At 60.7% G+C, this 22,803-nt stretch carries 16 protein-coding genes and 1 pseudogene; 12 read left to right on the plus strand and 5 right to left on the minus strand.

Going from position 1 to position 22,803, the window contains the following annotated elements:
• Positions 1-4: 4 nt before the first annotated feature.
• The 3 genes from ETW24_RS10275 to ETW24_RS10285 all read left to right on the plus strand — a co-directional run bounded on the left by ETW24_RS10275 (position 5) and on the right by ETW24_RS10285 (position 3,508).
• Positions 5-1,504 carry a CoA-acylating methylmalonate-semialdehyde dehydrogenase gene (locus tag ETW24_RS10275; protein ID WP_129370972.1) on the plus strand — a complete coding sequence of 500 codons (1,500 nt, stop codon included), beginning with the start codon at positions 5-7 and terminating at the stop codon, positions 1,502-1,504.
• Between the two features lie 211 nt (positions 1,505-1,715).
• Positions 1,716-2,750, plus strand: a complete 1,035-nt coding sequence (locus tag ETW24_RS10280) for a fatty acid desaturase (protein WP_129370973.1) — start codon at positions 1,716-1,718, stop codon at positions 2,748-2,750.
• Positions 2,751-2,905: 155 nt separating this feature from the next.
• The gene (locus ETW24_RS10285; protein WP_129370974.1) at positions 2,906-3,508 is read left to right on the plus strand and encodes a L,D-transpeptidase; all 603 of its coding nucleotides are present in this window, start codon (positions 2,906-2,908) and stop codon (positions 3,506-3,508) included.
• An 80-nt stretch (positions 3,509-3,588) separates the two neighbouring features.
• On the opposite strand, the gene ETW24_RS10290 is transcribed toward ETW24_RS10285, so the two are convergent.
• Complete coding sequence (locus ETW24_RS10290; protein ID WP_254695751.1) at positions 3,589-5,505, minus strand: O-linked N-acetylglucosamine transferase, SPINDLY family protein; 1,917 nt, start codon at positions 5,503-5,505, stop codon at positions 3,589-3,591.
• A gap of 177 nt (positions 5,506-5,682) precedes the next feature.
• A complete protein-coding gene (locus ETW24_RS24490; protein ID WP_205877426.1) occupies positions 5,683-5,868 on the minus strand; it encodes a hypothetical protein in 186 nt (61 codons plus the stop codon).
• On the opposite strand from ETW24_RS24490, the gene ETW24_RS10295 reads away from it, so the two are divergent.
• The 6 genes from ETW24_RS10295 (at position 5,788) to ETW24_RS10320 (ending at position 12,090) form a co-directional block, all read left to right on the plus strand.
• A complete protein-coding gene (locus tag ETW24_RS10295) occupies positions 5,788-6,339 on the plus strand; it encodes a DNA cytosine methyltransferase (protein ID WP_164982728.1) in 552 nt (183 codons plus the stop codon). The two genes, ETW24_RS24490 and ETW24_RS10295, sit on opposite strands and share 81 nt — an antisense overlap.
• A 407-nt stretch (positions 6,340-6,746) precedes the next feature.
• Positions 6,747-7,886: an acyl-CoA dehydrogenase family protein gene (locus ETW24_RS10300; protein ID WP_129370976.1), complete on the plus strand. Its 1,140-nt coding sequence runs from the start codon at positions 6,747-6,749 to the stop codon at positions 7,884-7,886.
• 51 nt (positions 7,887-7,937) lie between these two features.
• Positions 7,938-8,984 (plus strand): enoyl-CoA hydratase/isomerase family protein, encoded by a 1,047-nt coding sequence (locus tag ETW24_RS10305; protein ID WP_129370977.1) that lies wholly within the window; start codon positions 7,938-7,940, stop codon positions 8,982-8,984.
• The gene (gene mmsB, locus ETW24_RS10310; RefSeq protein ID WP_129370978.1) at positions 8,981-9,856 is read left to right on the plus strand and encodes a 3-hydroxyisobutyrate dehydrogenase; all 876 of its coding nucleotides are present in this window, start codon (positions 8,981-8,983) and stop codon (positions 9,854-9,856) included. The genes ETW24_RS10305 and mmsB overlap by 4 nt, the downstream gene beginning before the upstream one ends.
• A 210-nt stretch (positions 9,857-10,066) precedes the next feature.
• On the plus strand, positions 10,067-11,638 hold the full coding sequence (locus tag ETW24_RS10315; protein ID WP_129370979.1) for a Hint domain-containing protein: 1,572 nt from the start codon (positions 10,067-10,069) through the stop codon (positions 11,636-11,638).
• Between the two features lie 98 nt (positions 11,639-11,736).
• A complete protein-coding gene (locus tag ETW24_RS10320) occupies positions 11,737-12,090 on the plus strand; it encodes a hypothetical protein (protein WP_129370980.1) in 354 nt (117 codons plus the stop codon).
• 16 nt (positions 12,091-12,106) lie between these two features.
• Here the strand turns inward: ETW24_RS10320 and ETW24_RS10325 are convergent, their stop codons facing one another.
• Positions 12,107-12,877: a helix-turn-helix domain-containing protein gene (locus ETW24_RS10325; RefSeq protein WP_129370981.1), complete on the minus strand. Its 771-nt coding sequence runs from the start codon at positions 12,875-12,877 to the stop codon at positions 12,107-12,109.
• A 121-nt stretch (positions 12,878-12,998) separates the two neighbouring features.
• Here ETW24_RS10325 and ETW24_RS10330 point away from each other — a divergent pair, with 121 nt between their 5' ends.
• Positions 12,999-13,433, plus strand: a complete 435-nt coding sequence (locus tag ETW24_RS10330; RefSeq protein ID WP_129370982.1) for an excinuclease ABC subunit A — start codon at positions 12,999-13,001, stop codon at positions 13,431-13,433.
• Positions 13,434-13,952: 519 nt separating this feature from the next.
• Here ETW24_RS10330 and uvrA read toward each other — a convergent pair.
• Positions 13,953-16,811: an excinuclease ABC subunit UvrA gene (uvrA, locus tag ETW24_RS10335; protein WP_129370983.1), complete on the minus strand. Its 2,859-nt coding sequence runs from the start codon at positions 16,809-16,811 to the stop codon at positions 13,953-13,955.
• Positions 16,812-17,091: 280 nt separating this feature from the next.
• Positions 17,092-18,261, minus strand: coding sequence for an MFS transporter (locus ETW24_RS10340; protein WP_129370984.1), 1,170 nt, complete (start codon positions 18,259-18,261; stop codon positions 17,092-17,094).
• 1,354 nt (positions 18,262-19,615) lie between these two features.
• On the opposite strand from ETW24_RS10340, the pseudogene ETW24_RS10345 reads away from it, so the two are divergent.
• Positions 19,616-20,372 (plus strand): annotated as a pseudogene (locus ETW24_RS10345) (IS110 family transposase).
• Positions 20,373-20,689: 317 nt separating this feature from the next.
• Entirely contained in the window at positions 20,690-21,721 is a 1,032-nt protein-coding gene (locus tag ETW24_RS10350) for an IS110 family transposase (RefSeq protein WP_129370985.1), read from the plus strand.
• Positions 21,722-22,803 lie beyond the last annotated feature (1,082 nt).

The following is a 22,803-nucleotide window of genomic DNA, read 5'->3' on the forward strand; positions in this document are numbered from 1 at the left end:
TCCGATGAAAGAACTCGGCCATTTTATTAACGGCGCACTGATCTCCGGCACCTCGGGCCGTTTTGACGATATCTTCAACCCTGCAACCGGCGAAGTGCAGTATCTGTGCCCGATGGCCAGTGTTGTGGAAACCACTGACGCCATTGAAAAGGCAGCGGCGGCACAGCCCGCCTGGGGCGCCACCAACCCGCAGAAGCGCGCCCGCGTGATGATGGCCATGGTCGGCCTGATGAACCGCGACATGGACAAGCTGGCCGAGGCGCTGAGCCGTGAGCACGGCAAGACCATTCCCGACGCCAAGGGCGACCTGCAGCGCGGTTTGGAAGTGATCGAATACTGCATCGGCGCGCCGCAAATGCTGAAGGGTGAATTCACCGACAGCGCCGGCCCCGGCATCGACATGTATTCCATGCGCCAGCCGCTAGGCGTCGTTGCCTCGATCATGCCGTTCAACTTCCCCGCCATGATGCCGCTGTGGCACGTCGGCCCGGCCCTGGCCTGCGGCAACGCCGTAGTGCTGAAACCCTCCGAGCGCGACCCCTCGGTGCCGCTGATGCTGGCCGAGCTGTTTGTCGAAGCCGGCCTGCCCGCAGGCGTGTTCCAGGTAGTGAACGGCGACCGCGAAGCGGTTGATACCCTGCTCGACAGCGAGATCATCCAGGGCGTGTCCTTTGTCGGCTCCACCCCGATCGCGCAGTACATCTATTCCCGCGCCACCGCCAACGGCAAGCGCGCCCAGTGTTTCGGCGGCGCCAAGAACCATATGATTGTTATGCCCGACGCCGATCTGGACCAGGCCGCCGACGCGCTGGTCGGTGCAGGCTTCGGCGCGGCTGGCGAACGCTGCATGGCGATCTCGGTTGCGGTGCCGGTGGGTGAGGAAACCGCCGACAAGCTGATCGAAAAGCTCATCCCGCGCATTGAGAAGCTGAAAGTCGGCCCCTACACCGCAGGCGACGACGTGGACCTGGGTCCGGTTGTGACCGCGGCCTCCAAAGAACGCATTCTGGGCCTGATCCAGTCCGGCGTCGATCAGGGCGCGGAACTGGTGGTCGACAACCGCGACTTCAAACTGCAGGGCTACGAGGACGGCTTTTTTGTCGGCGCCCATCTGTTTGACCGGGTGACCCCGGACATGGATATCTACAAGCAGGAAATCTTTGGCCCGGTTCTGTCCACCGTGCGTGCAGACAGCTATGAGGACGCGCTGAAACTGGCGATGGATCACGAATACGGCAACGGCACCGCGATCTTTACCCGCGACGGCGACACCGCCCGTGATTTCGCAAGCCGCGTCAACATCGGCATGGTCGGCATCAACGTGCCGATCCCGGTGCCGCTGGCCTATCACACCTTCGGCGGCTGGAAGAAATCCATGTTCGGCGACCTGAACCAGCACGGCCCCGACAGCTTCAAGTTCTACTCCCGCACCAAGACCGTGACCTCGCGCTGGCCCTCGGGCATCAAGGAAGGCGGCGAGTTCAACTTCAAAGCAATGGACTGACCTTCCGGCCAGGCCGGAAACAATCAGAGGCTCCGGATTTCCGGGGCCTCATTTTTTTTGATCAGACTTCAAAAATCCGGGGCCAATCGATCACTATTTCGCAGTTTAGGCTGAATTGACCCTGTTTTGGCGGGCCTGCGGCAGAATTTCACTTGCCCCACGCGTCTGGTAGTCTATCCGGTCTGCATCAGACAAATAAAACGGCAGGCGTATGAGCAACTCCCCAGACTCCACCAGGCCGCAGGCGGCCGAGAAAACGGCGCGCGACTGGGTGAAGGTCCTCGCGCAATACAGGGAACCCGATCACAGGCGCAGCGCGTTTGAACTGGCGGTCACGGTTGTCCCCTTTCTCCTGCTCTGGGCTCTGGCCTGGTGGTCGCTGTCGGTCAGCTATTGGCTGACGCTGGCGATCTCCATTCTGATCGCGGCTTTCCTGTTGCGCCTATTCACCATCCAGCATGATTGCGGTCACGGTTCCTTCTTCCGCAACCGCCATGTCAGCGATTGGGTCGGCCGCATCATCGGCGTTCTGACCCTCACCCCGTATGACGTTTGGCGCCGCACCCATTCAATCCACCACAGCACCCATGGCAACCTGGGCAAGCGCGGCATGGGCGACATCCACACGATGACCGTGGCCGAATACCGGGCGCTGGGACGCTGGGACCGGCTGATGTACCGGATCTACCGCCACCCCGTGACCCTGTTCGGGTTTGGCCCCGGCTACCTGTTCTTCCTGCAAAACCGCATTCCCTACGGTCTGATGAACCAGGCCCGCTATTGGATCAGCGCGATGGGCACCAATGCGGTGATCCTCACAGCTGTCGGCATTATCTGGTACTTTGGCGGGCTGATGCCGCTTCTGCTGATCTTTGTGCCGGCAACATTGGTCGCCGCAACAGCAGGCATGTGGCTGTTCTATGTGCAGCATCAATTTGAGACCACTCAATGGGAACAGGAAGAAGACTGGCAGCTGCATGACGCCGCCCTGCATGGCAGCTCGCACTATGTGCTGCCGCCGGTTCTGCAGTGGATCAGCGCCAATATCGGCATCCACCATGTGCATCACCTTTACAGCCGCATCCCGTTCTACCGCCTGACCGAAGTGCTGCGCGATCATGCGGAACTGTCCGAAGGCAACCGGATGACCATCCGCGAAAGCCTGGCCAATGCCCGGCTGCACCTGTGGGATGAAGACAGCAAGCGCCTGCTGTCCTTCGCCCAGGCCCGGCCGCTGTACTCCTGACGCCTCATAGGGCGGTATTGCGGAGGTGGCGGTGTTCCGCCGCCCCCCGCAACACAAGCTTGTGAGGCGCCGCAATTCCGCTATGCCGCCTCTAGGAAAATCCGTGCGCCAGCTTATCTTGCTGTGGAGTTTTAGAGCAGCACGGTTGAGGAAAAATGACCAAACTCAAAATCACCCGCCGCGCCACCCTGATGGGCCTTGGCGCCACTTTGGCCGCTCCGGCCGTCCTGCGGGCGCAATCGACGGATGCCTTCCCGCAAGACGAGCCCCCCATTCGCGAAGAGGTAGCGGTGCAGCGCAATCTGTCCGCCTTCACGCAGCAGGACTGGCAGGATCATTTCGACACGCTCGGCGCCGGCTGCTTGCTGGCCGATATCAGCTCCCGCGCGCTGCATTACTGGGGGCCGGACGGTGAAACCTACCGGCTGTTCCCCTCCTCTGTGCCGATGACCGAGGATCTGACCAAACGCGGCTACACCAAAGTGGTGCGCAAACGGGAAAACCCAAGCTGGACTCCGACCGCCTCCATGCGCGAGCGTGATCCAACCCTGCCCGTCCGGATCGAGGGCGGCGTTCCCGGCAACCCGCTGGGCACCCGGGCAATGTATCTGGACTGGCCGGCCTATCTGGTGCACGGGACCCACGACACCCGCAAGATCGGACGGCAAAGCTCCTCCGGCTGTATCGGCCTCTACAATCAGCACGCCGAGGAGCTGTTTGAAATGGTGCAGATCGGCACCCAGGTCCGGTTGCTGTAGCCAGAAGACCGGGTTTAAAGCTGCAAAACAAAACGGAGCGCAGACGTGACTACGCTCCGTTGCATTCCGCTAACCCGAGATCAGGTCAGGCTGATGTGTTCCGGCTTCAGACCTGCATTGACCCTCTCGAGGGTTTTTTCCATCAAGGCCTCGAAATTCCGAGTGAACTTTTGAGTGTCATACAGAGGCCCTTCTGCGATCCCCTGTTTGACCCTTGCTTTCACATCTGCAAGATACTTTTGATCCCGCGCCAGTTTGAGTGCAAGAGCCTGATATTTTTGAGGCGAACTGGCCACAAGTTCCTGCATTCCAACGTTATGGAGTAGACTGGCAGCGACACGCGCCGCAAACTGTTTGCCGATTTTGGTGACAACAGGCACCCCGGCCCACAAAGCGTCGCTTGCGGTGGTATGCGCGTTCACTGCAAAAGTATCCAAAAAGATATCTGCAAGAGGCAAGCGGGCCAAGTGATCACTTTGATCTGCAAATCCGGCGAAAACTATCCGGTCGGCGGGAACACCTCGCCTCTTAGCTTCTTTGACAATATTTTTCTGAGCTCCACCTTCATTGCAGTAGAACCAAAGGACGCTGCTCGGTACCTTCTTCAGGAGTTTCATCCAAATATCGAACTCTTCAGGCGATACCTTGTACGGACTATTGAAGGAGCAAAACACGAACGCATCCTCCGGCAATCCAACATCGGAACGGGATGGCTTGTTCGCTGATGCGGAGCGTTTATCGTCATTTGGCTGATAGCAATCGGGCATATACAAGATTTTTTCGGTATAGTGCTTTCGCAATTGAGCCGGGATCGTGACGGGATCAGCTACCATGTAGTCCATTTCCTTGACACCGCAGGTGCCGGGGTAACCCAAATAAGTAACATGCACAGGAGCCAGCCGCTCATTAAAGATGTTCAGGCGGTTGTCCCTTGTATACCCCTTCAAATCTACGGCAATATCCAGCCCGTCCATTCGCGCGATTTCCGCAATTTCATTGTTTTCTTTGTCGGCCACATGCCTATATGTGTCTGCCGCTTTTTCTGCTCTCCGCTTGCCCTCTTGATCTCTGTCCCTACCGTAGTCGTAAATATAAATTTCGAAACGCTCCCGATTGTGCATCTCAAATTGCCGGCCGATCAAGAACATTGTGGCATGATCAAAGAAGTCGCTGGAGAAGTATCCCAACCGGATCTTTCTGCCATTTGCACGCGGCCGGGCAAAGTCAACGTCTCCGGCCACCGTTTTATGTGTCATGGCAACTTTTACAGAGAGTTTCTTCTGGAGTTCCGGATCGTCAACCACTGACAAGGAGGCAAACGGATCAACGACCGCTTGTGTCTCTTTCAGCAGCTTCAGCTTTTTGTCCAGGTTAGCAAGATGTGTCCAATCGCACCTTCTTCTCTGCAAGAACAGCATCCTTGCAAATGCGGTCGCATTCTTTGGATCGAATTGATAGGCAGCCTCAAAGTAATTGATTGCTTCCTCATCCTGGTGAAGACGCATCAGATAACTGCCGATGTACGACATGCTGTTTGAGTCCGAAGGATCAAGGCGGAGTGCATCAAGATGAACAAGAAGCGCCTTACTATGCTGGTTTGTCATCTCCAGCGTCTCACCAAGAGCCGCGTGGATCTTCCGGTTCTTTCCGTCGAGCTCCAACGCCTGACGCAACAGGTATTCAGCATCACGGTATTGCCGTTTCAAGGCAAATTTTCTCGCCCGGTCGTAAAGGGCCATCGCCTGCGCCTCAGGGGTTCCCTCAGATTGCTGTACCATTCCATGCCGAATACCCAAGGCAAGAGCTGCACGTGCGTTGCCTGGTAAAACCTCAGGAAGTTTTTTATTCGATTTGGCGATGGCTTCGGAGGCCAGAAAATGCTGAGCGCCTGAATTCGACACTGATAGAACTCCTTTTGGAATACGTCCTGCAGGATTCACCTGCATGCTGTCTGTTTGGAACAGAGTGTCGCCGAAGTTTCTTAATTTTCTCCTCATCAGCACCACTGACGGCCTGCTATCCCAAATGTCAGGAGACGTTTGACATGGCTGTAATGCCGATGCGGTGGGCACAGGCTTTGCAGCGTTCAAAGATGACTTCCGGGCCATTGTGCAACGGCACGGCTGGGCTGGGGAGCAGAGCGAATAAGGCCGGTACTGGCGGATGCGGACCATTTACCGCACCAATATCCCTGCCAACCCTTCACCCTCAGCGGCGACCGTAAGCGCGGCCAGGATCCCCGGCACCTCTGACCCGACGTTGCCCGCATCATCCGCGAAGTGCAGCCGGAATGGTGCTTCTTTGAAAACGTCGCCGGCCATCTCACCCTTGGCCTGCAAGACGTCGTCGGCGACCTTCAAGGCATGGGCTGCCGGGTTGCAGCGCGCGTGCAATCGGCGGCTGAAGCCGGCGGGTCTCATATCAGGCAAAGGCTCTTCATTCTGGCCCACGCCGACCTACAAGCAGGGCGGCAACCGGACCTCGATCCGGATGGGGCCCGGCAGCTTCCTGTTTGTGGCGGATCAGAATCAGACCGGGGGTCAGGTCTCGCTGAGGACGGCGGGGCTGTGCTGGAAGGTGATGTGGGATCTGATGAAGGCCACCGGCTGGACGCCGGGGCCGCTGGCCTCTTCGCCCCGATGCCTGGTGACCTTGCTGGCTGGGGACGCGCACTCGAAGGGGGCAGCCCTGCTGCAGCAGAACCCTGCCTTCACCGACTGGATGATGGGCTGGCCTGCGGGGGGGACCGATCCGCTGCAGCCGGTAACGGGGTGGTCCCAATGGCTGCAGCGCGCGCGTATCTCGAATTGAGGAAGGAGTTCGAGGTGTGAGGCAAACCGTCTCGAACCCTTCAAAAATCGCAAAGCCCCCCATTAAATAGGTGTTCGAAACCCTCTGCCGCCCGGCGTTTTTTAACGTTTTGGGCGGCGGATTGCCGCGTTTTGCAACGGCAAGTGTCCCGCACTGCAACGCGAAGTGTCCCAAAACCGCAGCGTCAAAACGCGGAACCGGCGCGGATCCCGACTGGCAATACCCCGGTTTTGGGCTTGAAAATAAGGGATTTCGCGAAAATGAGTTGCTGCAGCGGGAAATGTCCCGAAATTCAACGCGAAGTGTCCCGCTACACCCGCCACAAACTGCACGGTGGCTTTGCATTTGCGCAGCTTGCCTCAGCCACGCGCGCCCGCTATTAAATAAACAACTGTTCAATTCATCTGAGCGACGGGAGGCGCGGCTCATGGATTTCGCACTGACAGAAGAACAGCAGGCCATTTTCGACATGGCCCATGCATTCGGCCAGGACAACATCGCACCGCATTCCCGCCAGTGGGAAAAAGACGGCACCATCCCCAAATCCCTGTGGCCGCAATTGGCGGAACTGGGTTTTGGCGGGCTGTATGTGTCTGAGGAATACGGCGGTTCCGGCCTCTCGCGTCTGGATGCCACCCTGGTGTTCGAAGCACTGGCGATGGCGGACCCCGCCATTGGATCGTTCCTGTCGATCCACAATATGTGCGGCGGCATGATCGACAAGTTCGGCTCGGAAGAGACCAAGCAGAAATGGCTGCCCGCACTCTGCACGATGGAGAAGATCTTCTCCTATTGCCTGACCGAACCCGGTTCCGGCTCCGACGCCGCGGCCCTGAAAACCCGCGCCGAGCGCAGCAACGAGGGCTACATCCTGAACGGCACCAAGGCGTTCATCTCCGGCGGCTCCTACTCCGACGCCTATGTCGTGATGTGCCGCACCGGCGAGGATGGCCCCAAAGGCATCTCCACCGTGGTGGTCGAGGATGGCAACCCGGGCCTGTCGTTCGGCGCGCTGGAGGACAAGATGGGGTGGAAGGCGCAGCCCACCTCGCAGGTGCAGTTCGACGATTGCGCGATCCCCGCGGACAACCTGATCGGCGAGGAAGGCAAGGGCTTTTCCTACGCGATGGCCGGACTTGACGGCGGCCGTCTGAACATCTCAGCCGGCGCGCTTGGCGGCGCCCAGACAGCGCTGGATCAGACCGTGCAGTATATGTCCGAGCGCAAGGCCTTTGGTAAATCCATCAACCAGTTCCAGGCACTTCAGTTCCGGCTGGCGGAATATGAAACCCGCCTGCAGGCCGCCCGAACCTTCCTGCGCCAGGCGGCGTGGAAGCTGGACACCGGCGCCCACGACGCCTCCAAGTTCTGCGCCATGGCCAAGCTGATGGTCACCGACACTGCCTTTGACGTGGCCAACGGCTGCCTGCAGCTGCACGGCGGCTACGGGTATCTGGCGGACTACGGGGTTGAGAAGATCGTGCGCGACCTGCGGGTGCACCAGATCTTGGAGGGAACCAATGAAATCATGCGCCTGATCGTCGCCCGCCAGCTGATTGCCGCGTAAACTGCAGCCGACATAATTACCCCGGCGCAACACCACGATGGAGCACCCAGGATGAGTGATATCCATATCCGCAAATCCGGCCAGGCCGGCCGCATCACCTTCACCCGCCCCAAGGCGCTGAACGCGATGAGCTATGAGATGTGCATGGCCATTGATGCAGCGATGCGGGAGTGGGCCAAGGATAACAGCGTCAAGCTGGTGGTGATCGACGCCGAAGGCGACAAGGCCTTTTGCGCCGGTGGCGACATTGCCGAGCTGTATGATACCGGCACCAAAGGCGATTACAGCTATGGCCGTACCTTCTGGCGCGATGAATACCGGCTGAACGCGCTGATTTTTGAATACAAGAAACCGGTGATCAGCTTCATGCAGGGCTTCACCATGGGCGGCGGCGTTGGCATCGGCTGCCATGGCACCCACCGGGTTGTGAATGAAACCAGCCAGATTGCCATGCCTGAGGTCGGCATCGGCCTGGTGCCGGATGTGGGCGGCTCCTTGATGCTGGCGCTGGCGCCGGATCATTTGGGCGAATACCTTGGCATGACCGCGGCCAGGATGGGCGCCGATGACGCGATCCTTGCGGGTTTTGCTGATTTTTTCATCCCGCAAGAGCAATGGCCCGCGATGATATCCGCGCTGGAAGAAACCGGCGCCGCCAAACTGGTCGAGGACGCCGCCCTGCCCGCTCCGCAAGGAAAGCTGCGCCCGGCGCTGGCGGATATCTCCCGCCACTTCGCCAAGGAGACGCTGGAAGACATTCAAGCCAGCCTCCAGGCTGAGGACAGCGATTTTGCCGCCGCGACGTTGAAATCCCTCAGCCGCAACTCGCCGCTGTCGATGGCCTGCACGCTGGAAATGCTGCGCCGCCTGCGCGCGGATGGCCCTGCCATCCGCCGGGCGCTGGATCTGGAATACCGCTACACCTTCCGCGCCATGGACAAGAGTGATTTCCTGGAGGGCATCCGGGCCCAGATCATTGACAAGGACCGCAATCCGAAATGGCAATATGCAAACCAGGCTGTACCTGCGCAGGCGATTGAAGACATGCTGGCGCCCTTGGGCGCAGATGCGCTGACATTTGAGGAGGAACTCACATGAAAATCGGATTTATAGGACTGGGCAACATGGGCGGGCCGATGGCCGCCAACCTGGCCAAAGCAGGCCACGAGGTCACCGGTTTTGATATGGCCGATGTCAGCATCGAAGGCGTGACAATGGCCGCCTCCGGCCCCGAGGCCGCAGCAGGCGCCGACGCCGTCATCACCATGCTGCCCAACGGCGCCATCCTGCGCCTTGTCGCGGCTGAGATCATCCCGGCAATGACCAAAGGCGGCGCCTTCATCGACTGCTCCACCGTCGACGTGGACTCCGCCCGCGCGGTTGCCGAACAGGCCGACGCCGCAGGTCTTTTGTCCGTGGACGCCCCGGTCTCCGGCGGCATCGGCGGCGCGGCCGGCGGCACGCTCACCTTCATGGCCGGCGGCTCGGCTGATGCCTTTGCCGCCGCCGAACCGCTGTTTGATATCATGGGTCAAAAGGCTGTGCATTGCGGCGAGGCCGGCGCCGGTCAGGCGGCCAAGATCTGCAACAACATGATCCTCGGCGTGACGATGATTGCCACCTGCGAGGCCTTTGCGCTGGCCGACAAGCTGGGTCTTGACCGGCAGAAGATGTTCGATGTGGTCTCCACCTCCTCCGGCTACAGCTGGACCATGAACGCCTATTGCCCGGCACCGGGCGTCGGCCCGCAGTCGCCCGCCGACAACAATTACCAGCCCGGATTTGCGGCTGAGCTGATGCTGAAGGACCTGGGCCTTAGCCAGCAAGCCGCGGCCAGCGCCGACGCCGACACGCCGATGGGGGAACTGGCCATGGCGCTGTACAAGAAATTCGTCGAGGACGAAGACGGCAAAGGCATGGATTTTTCTGCCATGCTGCCGCGGTTCGAGACACGCGGCCGCGACGGCTGAGGCTTGCCTCCTCAAACGCAGGCTTTGAACAAATGACCTGTCAGGCGGCCTGTTCCGGGCCGCCTGTTGTGCCCGGCGTTTTTAAAATACCCTTAAAATTCGAGTAAACTCCAGGATTTCGGCACCAGCCCGCCACAGTTCTGTCTCAGTTCCCCAGCATTCCGGTAAGCGATCGTAAATTCTCGCACACCCGGAGGCGCGCTGTCTGTTATGGCCACGGCAACGGAACTGAACATCAACTCCTCTGCAACCGCCACCCAGATGGCAGAGGAAATCTTTGGCGACGGCGTCACGGTTGAAAGTGCCAGCTACAGCGGCGACAGCCTGTCATCGGGCATCTACACTGGCGCTGATACAACCACACCAGGCGTAGCACCTGCAGATTCCGGCGTGATCCTGTCGACAGGTTACGCCCGCGACTTTACCAACAGCGACGGCAGCACCAACACAAACGTCCGCGGCAACACCAGCACCAATACCACCGGCGCCAACAACGACGCGGATTTCAACGCCCTCGCCGGTGCCGCCACCCGCGATGCCTCGTTTCTGGAAATCGACTTCACCCCGGACGGCGACCTGCTGACCATCGACTTTGTGCTGTCCTCCGAGGAATACCCCGAGTTCGCCAATTCGCAATACAATGACGTGGTCGGTGTCTGGGTGAATGGAGTAGAGGCCCAGGTCTCCATCGGCAACGGCACCGCGTCGATCGGCAATATCAACGATGGCACCGAAAACGTCTATGTCGACAACACCGGCGACCAGTTCAACACCGAAATGGACGGGTTCACCATCACCCTGACCTTTGTCGCTCCGGTGAATGCAGGGGAGATCAACACCCTCAAGATCGGCGTCGCCGATACTGTAGACAGCAGCTATGACACCAACCTGCTGATTGCCGGCGGCTCAGTGCAGACAGCGGTGGTCGCGCAGGATGACCAGGAAGATATCGCGATCAACAAGACCCGTGTGGTGGATGTACTGGAAAACGACACCACCACCGGCGGCACGCTGACCATCACCCATATCAATGGCCAGGAAGTGTTCGCAAATGATACCGTCACCCTGGCAACCGGACAGCAGATCACTCTGAACGCCGACGGCACCTTGACCGTCGTCACCGATGGCGACCTGGAAACCGTCTATTTCAACTACACTGCAGACAACGGTCTGGGCAACTCCGACACCGGCCTGGTCGAGATCAACCAGACGGTTCCCTGCTTCCTGCGCGGCACCCTGATCCGGGTGCCCGGCGGTGAAATCCCGGTCGAGGACCTGCGCCCCGGCATGGAGGTTCTTACCTACGACAACGGCCCGCAGCCCCTGCAATGGACCGGCAGCCGCCGCATCGCCTGCACGCCCGGGACCGCTCCGATCCGCTTTGCCAAAGGCAGCTGCGGCAACAGCCGCGACCTATATGTGTCGCCGCAGCACCGGATGCTGGTTTCCGGCAGCCGCGCCGAGCTGCTGTTCGGCGAGGGTGAGGTTCTGGTCAAGGCCAAGGACCTGGTGAACGACAGCACCATCCGCCCGGCGCTGGAGATGCAGGAAGCGCAGTATGTCCACCTGCTGTTCGGCCGCCACCAGATTCTCTGGGCCGACGGCGCCCTCAGCGAAAGCTACCAGCCCGGCCCGCAAACAGCGGCAGGATTTGACGCTGGCACCTTGGCGGAAATCCGCGAATTGTTCCCGGAACTCTGCGCTGAAACCGGCCGCGGGTACGGAAATGCGGCGCGGCTGGCCCTGCGCAGCCATGAAGCGCGGGTTCTTGCCGCTGCGTAACCGGCTGCAGGCGGGCCGCCGCCGCCGGCTTTACCGCCCTCTTGGATTTTGCGCCTGGCCCGTTATGTCAATGGCGACCAGGAAAGGACCCGCCGTAAATGGTACGCCGTTATTTTGTTTCCATCATTGTTCTCGCCGCCACTTGTGCAGTGGCTATTCCGCTTGCTGCAGGCAATGGCATCGGACATGGCAAGTCGGACCAGGCAGGCTTGCACTGCCCGGCAGGCCTGGCCAAGACCTCATCGCATTGCGTGCCGCCGGACCATGCCAAGAAGTTCTACCGCCGCGGCGACCATATTCTGGATGAGTACATCTGGATCGGGTCTCCCGGCGAATGGGCACCGGACCCATTTGGCAGCTATGTTCAGGCCGGCGGCTATGTCTATCAGGTGAACCGCGAGACCCAGAAAGTGCTGCGCCTGATCGGTGCCGAGGCGGACCTGGCGAACTGACCCGCCGCACTGCCTGCTAGCGGCCGCCCATAGCGGCCATCGTCTCCCGCGTGGCCTCATCAGCCGGAAACAGCATTTCGATCCGCAGCTCCGCCATCGCCAGATCCCCTGTGCCGCCGAACTGGGTAATGGTGGAAAAGAACGACAGCACCTGCCCGCCCATCCGGTAGCGGGCCGGGATCACCGCGGGCAGCTCCCCCTCAGGTGCGCAGCCCGAGGCCGCCACCATCCGCTGCAGCCGCTCTACCGCCTGTTCCAGCACCGGATCCTCGCCGAAATGGGCCAGCTCGGTTCTAAGCCGGGCCAGGCTCAGCCGTTCAACATCCTGCAGGTTCTCCAGCACTTCCCGCAGACCGGCGTTCTCCAGCAGAGCCTCAATCAGGCTGCAGCCCGCACTGATCCCTACGCCTTCAAGCATTAGGGCCGCAGGCCGGTTCAGGCGCAATAGCCGCCAATGCCGGTCGATCATCAGCGCCGGATACGGCTCATGCGCGATCATCATCTGTTCAGCGGCCTGCTTCAGCGGCGCCAATTCCGCATCGTTCAGATTCCTCCGTGAAAACACAGGTGCCAGACCGGCAGCCGCCAGCAGCTGATTGCGCGCCCCGCCCGGCACCTGCAGTTCATCGCTTAAGCGCAGCACCATGCCGCGGCTGGGCCGCGACCTTCCGCTCTCCAGAAAGGACAGATGCCGCGCCGAGACTCCGGCCTCCAGCGCCAGCGCCATTTGGCTCATCCGCCGCAGCCCGCGCCATTTCTTCAGAACCGCGCCGAAACCTTCCGCCATGAGCTGTCTCCTTTTCCCGCAGCATAGACAGGCACAATCAGAAGTTCACTTACCTCCAAGGTAATTGTTCCGCTTCCGTGCCTGACTGCATTCTGCGCGCAGACATTATCAGGAGCTTCCAATGACCCATTCAGCTGCAATCCGCATGCTCAAAACCGTCACGATACTCGCCGCCGCCTTCGGGCTGGCTATGATACTGGCGCTGGCCACCCCGCTCGGCACTGCACTAAGCCTATTCATCGATCTCGCCTTTCTGCCGGTGGACGGCGCCCAGGCGCTTACCCCCGGCGCGGCCGCCCTGATGACCGCCATCAGCGGCGGGCTAATGTGCGGCTTCTGCGTGCTGATCTACCTGGTGACAGAGCATATCTACAGCACCAACCCGGCTCTTGGCCGCCGCCTGCTGATCCCGGCCCTGCTGGCCTGGTACGTGCCCGACAGCCTCGGCTCCCTCGCCGCCGGCGCCTGGTTCAACGTTGTGATGAACACGCTCTTCCTGCTGTTGTTCCTGGTGCCGCTGATGCTGGCCCGCCCCGCCGCCGCGCAAACTGCATGAATAATGAGGGCGAAACCGCCCCCTTTCATCTTTCCAGAAATACTCCGGGGTGAATTGGCCAAAGGCCAAGAGGGGCTGCGCCCCTCATCCCAGCTCCAGTCTTGCTCCGCTAAACGAAATGCTTTTGCGGCTAAACAGCTTAAGGACCGATGGACACTGGCAAGCCGGCAAGAAGCCGTTTCCAATATCTGGCGCAGCTTGATAAGACCCGTGCAAACTCCCGATGCACATCAAGTGTAGACGGCAATAACCGCCACTCATCAATTCTGGCGTCTATCAGCCGGTCCCCAAGTTCTTTTCCCATCACAGGGTAGGCCCGAAACCGCAGCTTCTCTGCCAATTCCCTCCATTCGTCCATTCTCCGTTGTCCCGCGATTGTTGGCTCAGTTTCTAAAACTGAGAACAACGCGCTGCACTCGCAGAGTTCTAGCGCCCAGCTAAAACACTTCGGCGCACGCTCAGCAATTGCAAATGGGACTTGCAGCATCAGCACGAACCCGACCGCAAATCCCACAACTTTCACTCCGCCGCCACCTTCCGTGCCGCCAGAATGTCCTTCAGGTACCGCCCGGTGTGGCTGCGCGGCTCATCCGCCACTGTCTCGGGGGTACCCGCCGCGACAATCTCGCCGCCGCCATCGCCGCCCTCGGGACCGATGTCGATGATCCAGTCGGAGGTCTTGACCACATCCAGATTATGCTCAATCACCACCACCGAATTGCCCTGCTCCACCAGCTCGTGCAGCACTTCCAGCAACTTCTTCACATCCTCGAAATGCAGGCCTGTTGTGGGCTCATCCAGAATGTACAGCGTCCGCCCGGTCGAGCGTTTTGACAGTTCCTTTGACAGTTTCACCCGCTGCGCCTCGCCGCCGGACAGCGTTGTCGCCTGCTGGCCCACCTTGATATAGCCCAGGCCCACCCGCATCAGCGCGTCCATCTTGTCGCGGATCGACGGCACCGCCTGAAAAAACTCCTGCGCGTCTTCCACCGTCATATCCAGCACATCGGCAATGCTCTTGCCCTTGAACTTGATCTCCAGCGTCTCGCGGTTATAGCGCGCGCCCTTGCAGGTTTCGCAGGTCACATAGACGTCGGGCAGGAAATGCATCTCGATCTTGATGACACCATCGCCCTGGCAGGCCTCGCAGCGGCCGCCCTTGACGTTGAAGGAAAAGCGCCCGGGCTTGTAGCCGCGCGTCTTGGCTTCCGGCAGACCGGCAAACCAGTCGCGGATCGGCGTAAAGGCACCGGTATAGGTCGCCGGGTTCGACCGCGGCGTGCGGCCGATCGGGCGCTGGTCGATGTCGATCACCTTGTCCAGATGCTCCAGCCCCTTGATACTTTCGCAGGGCGCCGGGGTCTGGCGCGCGCCGTTCAGCCGCATCGAGGCGGTCTTGAACAGCGTCTCAATCGTCAGCGTCGACTTGCCGCCGCCGGAGACGCCGGTCACGCAGACAAACTTGCCCAGCGGAAACTCTGCCGTCACTTCTTTCAGGTTGTTGCCGGTAGCTTTCACCACCTTGATCTTCTTCTTGTTGCCCTTGCGCCGCTTGGGCGGCACCGCAATCTCACGGGTGCCGGACAGATACTGCCCAGTGATCGAGCCGGTGTCCGCAGCAACCGCACCCGGTGTGCCGTGGCTTACAACTTCACCGCCATGCACCCCGGCGCCGGGGCCGATGTCGAACACATAATCCGCCTGACGGATCATATCCTCGTCGTGTTCCACCACAATCACCGTATTGCCCTGATCGCGCAGGTTTTTCAGGGTGCCGATCAGCCGGTCATTGTCGCGCTGGTGCAACCCGATGGAGGGTTCATCCAGCACATAGAGCACACCCGTAAGGCCGGACCCGATCTGGCTCGCCAGCCGGATCCGCTGGCTCTCGCCGCCGGACAGCGTGCCGGAGTTACGGCTCAGCGACAGATACTCCAGCCCGACATTGTTCAGGAACCCCAGCCGCTCGCGGATCTCCTTCACAATAGCACGGGCGATCTCTTGCTTCTGCTGGCTCAGATGGTTCGGCACATCCTCGATCCAGGCCAGCGCCTCGCGGATCGACAGCTGCACCACCTGACCGGCATGGACACCGGCAATCTTCACCGCCAGCGCCTCGGCGCGCAGCCGGTAACCCTCGCAATGGTGGCAATGGCGGTTGTTCTGATAACGTTCGAACTCCTCGCGGATCCAGTTGGAATCGGTCTCGCGGTAACGCCGCTCCATGTTGGGGATCACACCCTCGAACGTGCGTTCGACCTGATAAACCCGCCCGCCCTCGTCATAGCGGAACATGATCTCTTCCTCGCCGGACCCATACAGGAACACCTTCTGCACCTTCTCCGGCAGGTCCTTCCAGACAGTGTTCTTGTCGAACTGGTAATGCTTGGCGATGGCCTCGATGGTCTGCAGGAAATAGGGCGACTTGCCCTTGCGCCAGGGTGCCAGCGCCCCGTCATAGACCTTCAGGGACTGGTCCGGCACCACCAGGCGTTCGTCAAAGAACAGCTCAACCCCCAGACCATCGCATTCCGGGCAGGCCCCGAACGGCGCGTTGAAGGAAAACAGCCGCGGCTCGATCTCCGGAATGGTGAAACCGCTGACCGGGCAGGCAAAATTCTCACTGAAGGTAATCCGTTCCGGATCGCCCTCCTTGGGCGCGGTTTCCAGAATGGCAATGCCATCCGCCAGATCCAGCGCTGTGCGCAAGCTGTCTGCCAGCCGCGTCTCCATCCCCTCGCGCACCACCAGACGGTCAACCACCACGTCGATGTCATGGCGGAACTTCTTGTCCAGCGTGGGCGGCTCGTCCAGCTCATAGAACTCGCCGTCCACCTTGACCCGCTGGAAGCCCTGCTTGCGCAGCTCCAGGAATTCCTTCTTGTATTCACCCTTGCGGTCGCGGACGATCGGCGCCAGCAGATAGCCGCGGGTGCCGTCCTCCATCTCCATGATCCGGTCGACCATGTCCTGCACCTGCTGCGCCTCAATCGGCTTGCCGGTGGCCGGGGAATAGGGCGTGCCTGCGCGGGCAAACAGCAGCCGAAGATAGTCATAAATCTCGGTCACCGTGCCAACGGTTGAGCGCGGGTTCTTCGATGTCGTCTTCTGCTCAATTGAAATCGCCGGAGACAGGCCGCTGATGTGGTCCACATCCGGCTTTTCCATCATGTCCAGGAACTGGCGGGCATAGGCCGACAAGCTCTCGACATAACGGCGCTGGCCCTCGGCATAGATGGTGTCAAACGCCAGGCTGGATTTGCCCGAACCGCTAAGGCCGGTGATCACCACCAGCTCATCGCGCGGAATATCCACATCGATGCTCTTCAGATTATGCTCGCGCGCGCCGCGTACTTCGATGGATTTCAGCTCAGCCATAATGCCCCCGTGCCCGCGCCTGCCAAACCAGCGGCAAACGCCCGCCATACAAATAGGGAATGCACCGGGAAACGCCAAGCCCCAAAAGAGAACATATCACGAACAGGACAAAACTTGCTGACAGCAGCTGGCAGCAGGCTGCGCCGGCCCCGGATCAAACCGGAAAACACGCGTTTTCCGGCCCGGATTTCAACCGGAATCCGGCGCGCCGCTTGCGGCGCCATGCCCAACGGGCGCCGGCCCCCGGACCGGGGGCCGGCGACGGGCGGGAGAGGCCCCGTTACGCCATGCTGCGCCGCCGCGCTGACAGCAGACCATGCACCGCAGTTCCGCTCAGGAACAGCACCAGCAGCACAGCCATCATGCCGCCAAAGCCGCCGCCGGCCAGTGCCAGCACCATCAGCGGCGTTCCGATGGTATTGCCCAGATTGCCCATCTGCGCCATTGCACCGCTGGACTGCGCCCGCGCGGCGGCACTGCCGTTCAGCTGCGGAACGGCCGCAAAGGAGCCGCCCTGCACCAGCCCCATGGCCCCCGCCATGGCGATACAGGCGGCCGGCGCGCCGGGCATGGCCCACAGCCACAGGGCGGCGGCGGCACAGGCCAGGAACCCCAGCTGCGCCAGCCGCACCCCCGGCAGGAACCGCAGCAGATACACCCCCAGGGTCATCGACACCGCAATGCTGGCCAGCGGCATCATCCCCAGCACAAAGGCGCGCATGTCCTCGGCGATATAAGGCGGGATCACCGTCAGCACCGCTACAAAACAACAAGTGTAAAACAGCCAGCCCGCGGCCGGCGCCGAAATCCAGGGGGACCGGTAAATGGGCAGATGCAGCCCGGGCAATTCCGCCAGACGCGGCAGCGGCCCCCTTTCCGGCACCGGAACATCGCGCAAGGCAAAGCCCAGCAGCAGCGCCAGCCCCGCCATTACGCCCGCATGGGCACCAAACAGCGCCAGCAGCCCCCAGGCATCCGCCAGCGGCAGCCCGAACCAGGCCAGCAGGGTAAAGGCGACGGCAAAAAACGTGCTCCACAGGGTCATCGCCAGCCCCCGTCCCCGCTCCGAGCTCAGCTGTGCAATCAGAACCGGCCCTGCCACTACGATACCCAGATGCGACAGCCCCTCAACCACACGGGAGGCCAGGAACACCCCGAACGGCAGATGCAGCGCTTGCAGGGCAGACATCGCCGCCCCCGCCCACAGCGCCCAGATCAGCGTGCGCCGGTAGCCGAAAGCGGCGACATACAACCCCGCCACAGCCCCGAGCAGAATGCCCAAAACCCCGACCAGCGACACGGAAAAGCTGATCGCGTTTCCCGCCTGCGGGTACAGCTCGGCCATCCGGCCAAAGATCACACTGATCTTGCCGTATTGCGCAGCCGCCCCCAGGCCTGCGCCCCAGACCGCCAGGATCAGCCCCCAGCGGGAATTTCCGGATGCCGTCATGGCTGCTGCCCCTGTTGTGTCGCTTGACAAGCCTCTGGTTACCCCGGACCCGGCGCCGGGACCAGAGCCCTGCCGCCAAAGAAAAAGGCGGCCCCTCACAGGGAGCCATTCCGTACTGTATGGCACGCGTCCTGCCAGCCTGCCGACCGAGAGGTCGGCAGGTATTTGTTTTTACGCCCTGATCTTGTTTGATTTTTCCGTCATCAGGGGCGGATTGGCGGGAAGTTCGAACTTCCCGCGGTGAGCGCTCAGTTGTGCCCGCTTGATTTCGTCGTGGGCCATAGTGGCCAATATTTGAGGTACGCGAGCTCTTGACCCAGAAACGGACAAAAGGACCGAACAAGGTGAAAAGCCTGGGGAGTTCATCTTCAACGGCGCCAACGGCAAGCCATCGCGAAAGGCCGGCCACAAAAAAGGATCTGTGCCGCGTGCACGCTCCGTCCGGGTAATCCACAAGCCCTGCAAAGGACTGCCTGGGGCCCGCTTTACAGTGTCGAGCGGGCATCGCCGTCAGAAGACGCGCGACGAGAACATCGAGATCTTGTCCCTGTTGGCCAATGGCACGGGCCTTCACGGCATCCGCCGCATTCTCCGTACGCCCAGGGGCGAGACGGAGCCGGGAATGTCCAGGCTTTACAATCGCATCTTCTGGCTCGAGCGGACGCTCTTAGCCTACGAGAAAGCACAACTCGCGAAGTGGCGCTAGCGTGTCGAACGGCAGCGTATCAAAGACGGCAAGCCCTGCACCCACACGCGCATCGCCAACGACGGCATCGTCGCCGGCGTAAACCGGCAGACCAAGCTCGACCGCAAAATCACGCAGCTGAACTGCCCGGTCAGTACCGCCATTCGCTCGGGCTATGACTTCCGCTGCGATGTGGATTTCGATCCGACCATCGACCCGCTGGAGGTCATTGAGGACGCCTCCTTCGGCGTCGCCCGGGGCTCGGCCCCTCGCAAGCTGTATCGGAACTCGAAAGGCACCTTCACCGCACCAAGGCTTCACTTCCAGCGGCCGGCGGCGCGGTTCGACGAACCGGCGCTCTTCTCCGCTGCGGAGAAGCGCCTGTGCCACTTCATAGGACGGACCGCCACAGCATTCGATGCCGCCGGAGAACCTCTCTCGCCGGAGGCTTACATGGCGACCCAGGCCGCCACCGCCCGGGCCGACGAGATCGAGCACCTGCGCGATCACTGGTTCAACCTCGTGAAGCACGAACGTGACAGCCGGAACGCCTTCAATGGCGTTATGACGCGCGGCACTTATACGAAAGCGATGGGGTGGACGCCCCCCCGGCGGCATCGAATGTGCCAAGGTAGCGGGCGTTGGAGCACTGCTAGGAGGAGAGCGTCCATGAACGAGGTTAGCATCATCGGCCTGGATTTGGCTAAGAACGTATTTCAAGCACATGGTGCCGGGGTGGACGGGTCCGTTATATTCAGGCGCAAGTTGTCGCGCGTGCAGCTGCTGAAGTTCATGAGCGAGCAGCCCTCCTGCGTCGTGGCGATGGAGGCATGCGCGAGTGCCCATTATTGAGGTCGGGCAATCAGCGATCTGGGTCACGGCCTCCGTCTGATCCCGCCCGCATACGTGAAGCCGTTCGTAAAACGCCAGAAGAATGACATGGCTGATGCAGAGGCCATAGCGCAAGCAGCATCGCGTCCGGCCATGCGGTTCGCGGCCGTGAAAAGCGAGGAACAGCAGGCGGCAGCGCTGGCATATCGCACCCGCGATCTCCTTGTCCGCCAGCGCACGCAGACGATCAACGCCCTTCGCGCCGCCAATGGAAACCTTCTCGAAAGGCCGGGATTTCGCGGCCTGGGTCGGGCTCACGCCGAAACAGCATTCGAGTGGCGGCAAGGAGCGGCTCGGGCGGACGTCGAAGATGGGTCAGCGCGACATTCGAAGGTTGCTGATTGTCGGCGCTGTGGCAGTTGTGCGATGGGCGGCACGCAAAGGCGCCCCAGAGGGCTCTTGGCTCGCACGAATGTTGGCGCGCAGGCCTAAGATGCTGGTTGCGGTGGCGCTGGCCAACCGCATGGCCCGAACGGCCTGGGCGCTGATGCGCAAGGGTGAGGATTACAGAGATCCGGCGATGGCGGCCGCATAGGTCGAGTTCGCCGGCGTGTCGCCGGGAATGTGAGCAGGACGGAGGAACGTAAGGGCAAACGGTCACGAGACTGGGCCGGGAGAACCATCATTGACGCCGATGCGCCTCCGAGCGCGGGTAAGCGAACTGGACCCGATCTGCATATCTCCATAAGGGCCCGCAGCTGTTGACAGGCTGCAACTTTGAGGCCGGACACACGACTGCACCTGACCACATGCACAAACAGTCTGAAAAAAGCTTGCATTCATCGGGGCAATGGTATGGACCCCGCCGCCCTCGGGCGGCGTATCTTCGAATGGAGATTGGAGGATCATAACATGCAAATCAAAAGGATCGGCCTGGATCTGGCCAAGTACGTTTTCGAAGTTCACGCAGTGGGTACGACTGAAGAAGTGGTTTTGCGGAAGACCCTCCGGCGAGACGCTGTTGCGCATTTCTTCGCAGAATTGCCGCCCTGTATTGTTGGTATGGAAGCCTGTTGCGGATCGCATTATTGGGCACGGCTTCTGACCGATTTGGGCCACGAGGTGCGGCTGATCTCTCCACAGTTCGTGAAACCTTATGTGAAATCGAACAAAAACGATCGCAACGATGCCGAAGCGATTTGCGAGGCTGCCGGCCGGCCATCAATGCGGTTTGTCCCCCCTAAGTCGGCTGAACAGCTTGAAATCCAAGCGGTCCACCGTATCCGCCAGCGCGTGGTCGCAAACCGTACCCGGCTGGTAAACCAAGTCCGCGGTTTGCTTGGGGAACATGGTGTCGTGGTGGCGCGGGACATCACCCGCATCCGGCGTGCCCTCAGTGAAATAGTCGATAACAATCAGGGCGAATTTGGGGAGATCTTCATTGATATGTTGCGCGACATGCGTGAGGAACTGGCCGAACTCGACAGCCGTCTTGCAGGCTGCAACCGGCGGATTAAGAATCTCTTCCGCGCCAATGAGATGTGCCAGCGCATTGGTCAAATCGAAGGTGTTGGCCCGATTACAGCAACGGCATTGGTGGCAGCAGTCGGTGATAAATCCTGCTTCAAGAATGGTCGTCAATTTGCCGCGTGGCTGGGGCTCGTTCCAAAGCAACGGTCAAGCGGTGGAAAAGCACGCTTGTTCGGGATCAGCAAGCGCGGTGACCGATACCTGCGCACACTGCTGATCCACGGCGCACGAGCTGTGCTTGGAAAGGCGGCCGGGAAAACCGATCCGCGCAGCCAATGGATCGCGCGGATGCGCGAACGACGGCATCCGAATGTCGTCTCGGTGGCACTGGCTAACAAGAACGCTCGGATAGTCTGGTCGCTCTTAGCGAGAGATCAGAACTACCGCCCAGAACCCGCCATGTCGTTCGCTTGAACGGCACCTCGGAAAGTCAATAAAGGAGAGCTACCCAGAATATTACAACATCTGCCAGGAGATGGAAAAGGGTCACGCCCGTTGCTTCTCGAACCTGATGTGTGGATCGGCAAGGTCAGCACCGATGCCTTAGGGGCGATGAGGAAGAAGCAAGAGGAAATCCATCGGGGCTCGCAGCAACGAAATATCGGGCCGCCCTAAGAAGCCGGATATACATCAGCAATCGCGACCTCGAAGCCGGAACCAAACAGACCGTTGCAATCAGGCGGGGTCCATATACATCCACACAGGCGTCCCTTGCCTGTCTCAAGTGGATGATCCCCAGCAGGAAGCTCACCCTCGTTGGCAGGCGGGAGGGGCAGATGGCGCGGGTCCTGCCGCACATTTTCCGCAAGGAGATCCTTGCGGACAGGTTCGAACGGGCAGTCATTGGCTTCAAGAAAGATGTGCAGATCGACCGTATCCGCGAGAAACAGGCGGTGTTTTCGAAGAGCCTCAAGAAATGGCGCGAGATGCATCCTCACTTAAAGCCTTGGGAAGCGCTACAGACTTGGACTTCCGCGAACCTGAAGCCTGCCTACCGCACCAACCCAAACGACCAGCCGAAAAGCTCGTGGGCGGGTCCAATCCCCGCTTCGGCCGCGTTCCCGCGCATGGGGGGTCATAGCCCTATCCAGATGGCAAACGAGATCGACAAGACCGTTGGCTTCCCGATCCTGTCAGCACGCTATCGTGCCGACTATCGAGGGCTCCGGATTGACGACCCGGAACTCCGTGCCGCCATCACCCGCCGGGTCATCCACGCGACGATCCAGCCGGCCTCCACCTTCATGAACGCCATTCGCAAGCGCGTCAGCATCGTCCAGCGGGCAGGTGGCCGCAGCTCTCGCGTAGGCGCCACATACATCAACGGCGCTGCCAGCAATCCGCGCGTCCTGATCGCCCTGATGAACATATGGCGCGTGCACTGCAACTTCTTCAATTGGAGGCCCTACAAGCTGCCTCTGGAGGCGGAGGCAAAACCTGGAGAAGGCCCAGAGGCGTGCGCTGTGGAGGGGGCTCCTGATACGGCAGAAAGTGGC

The sequence above is a fragment of the Leisingera sp. NJS204 genome, from assembly GCF_004123675.1.
GTDB lineage: Bacteria > Pseudomonadota > Alphaproteobacteria > Rhodobacterales > Rhodobacteraceae > Leisingera.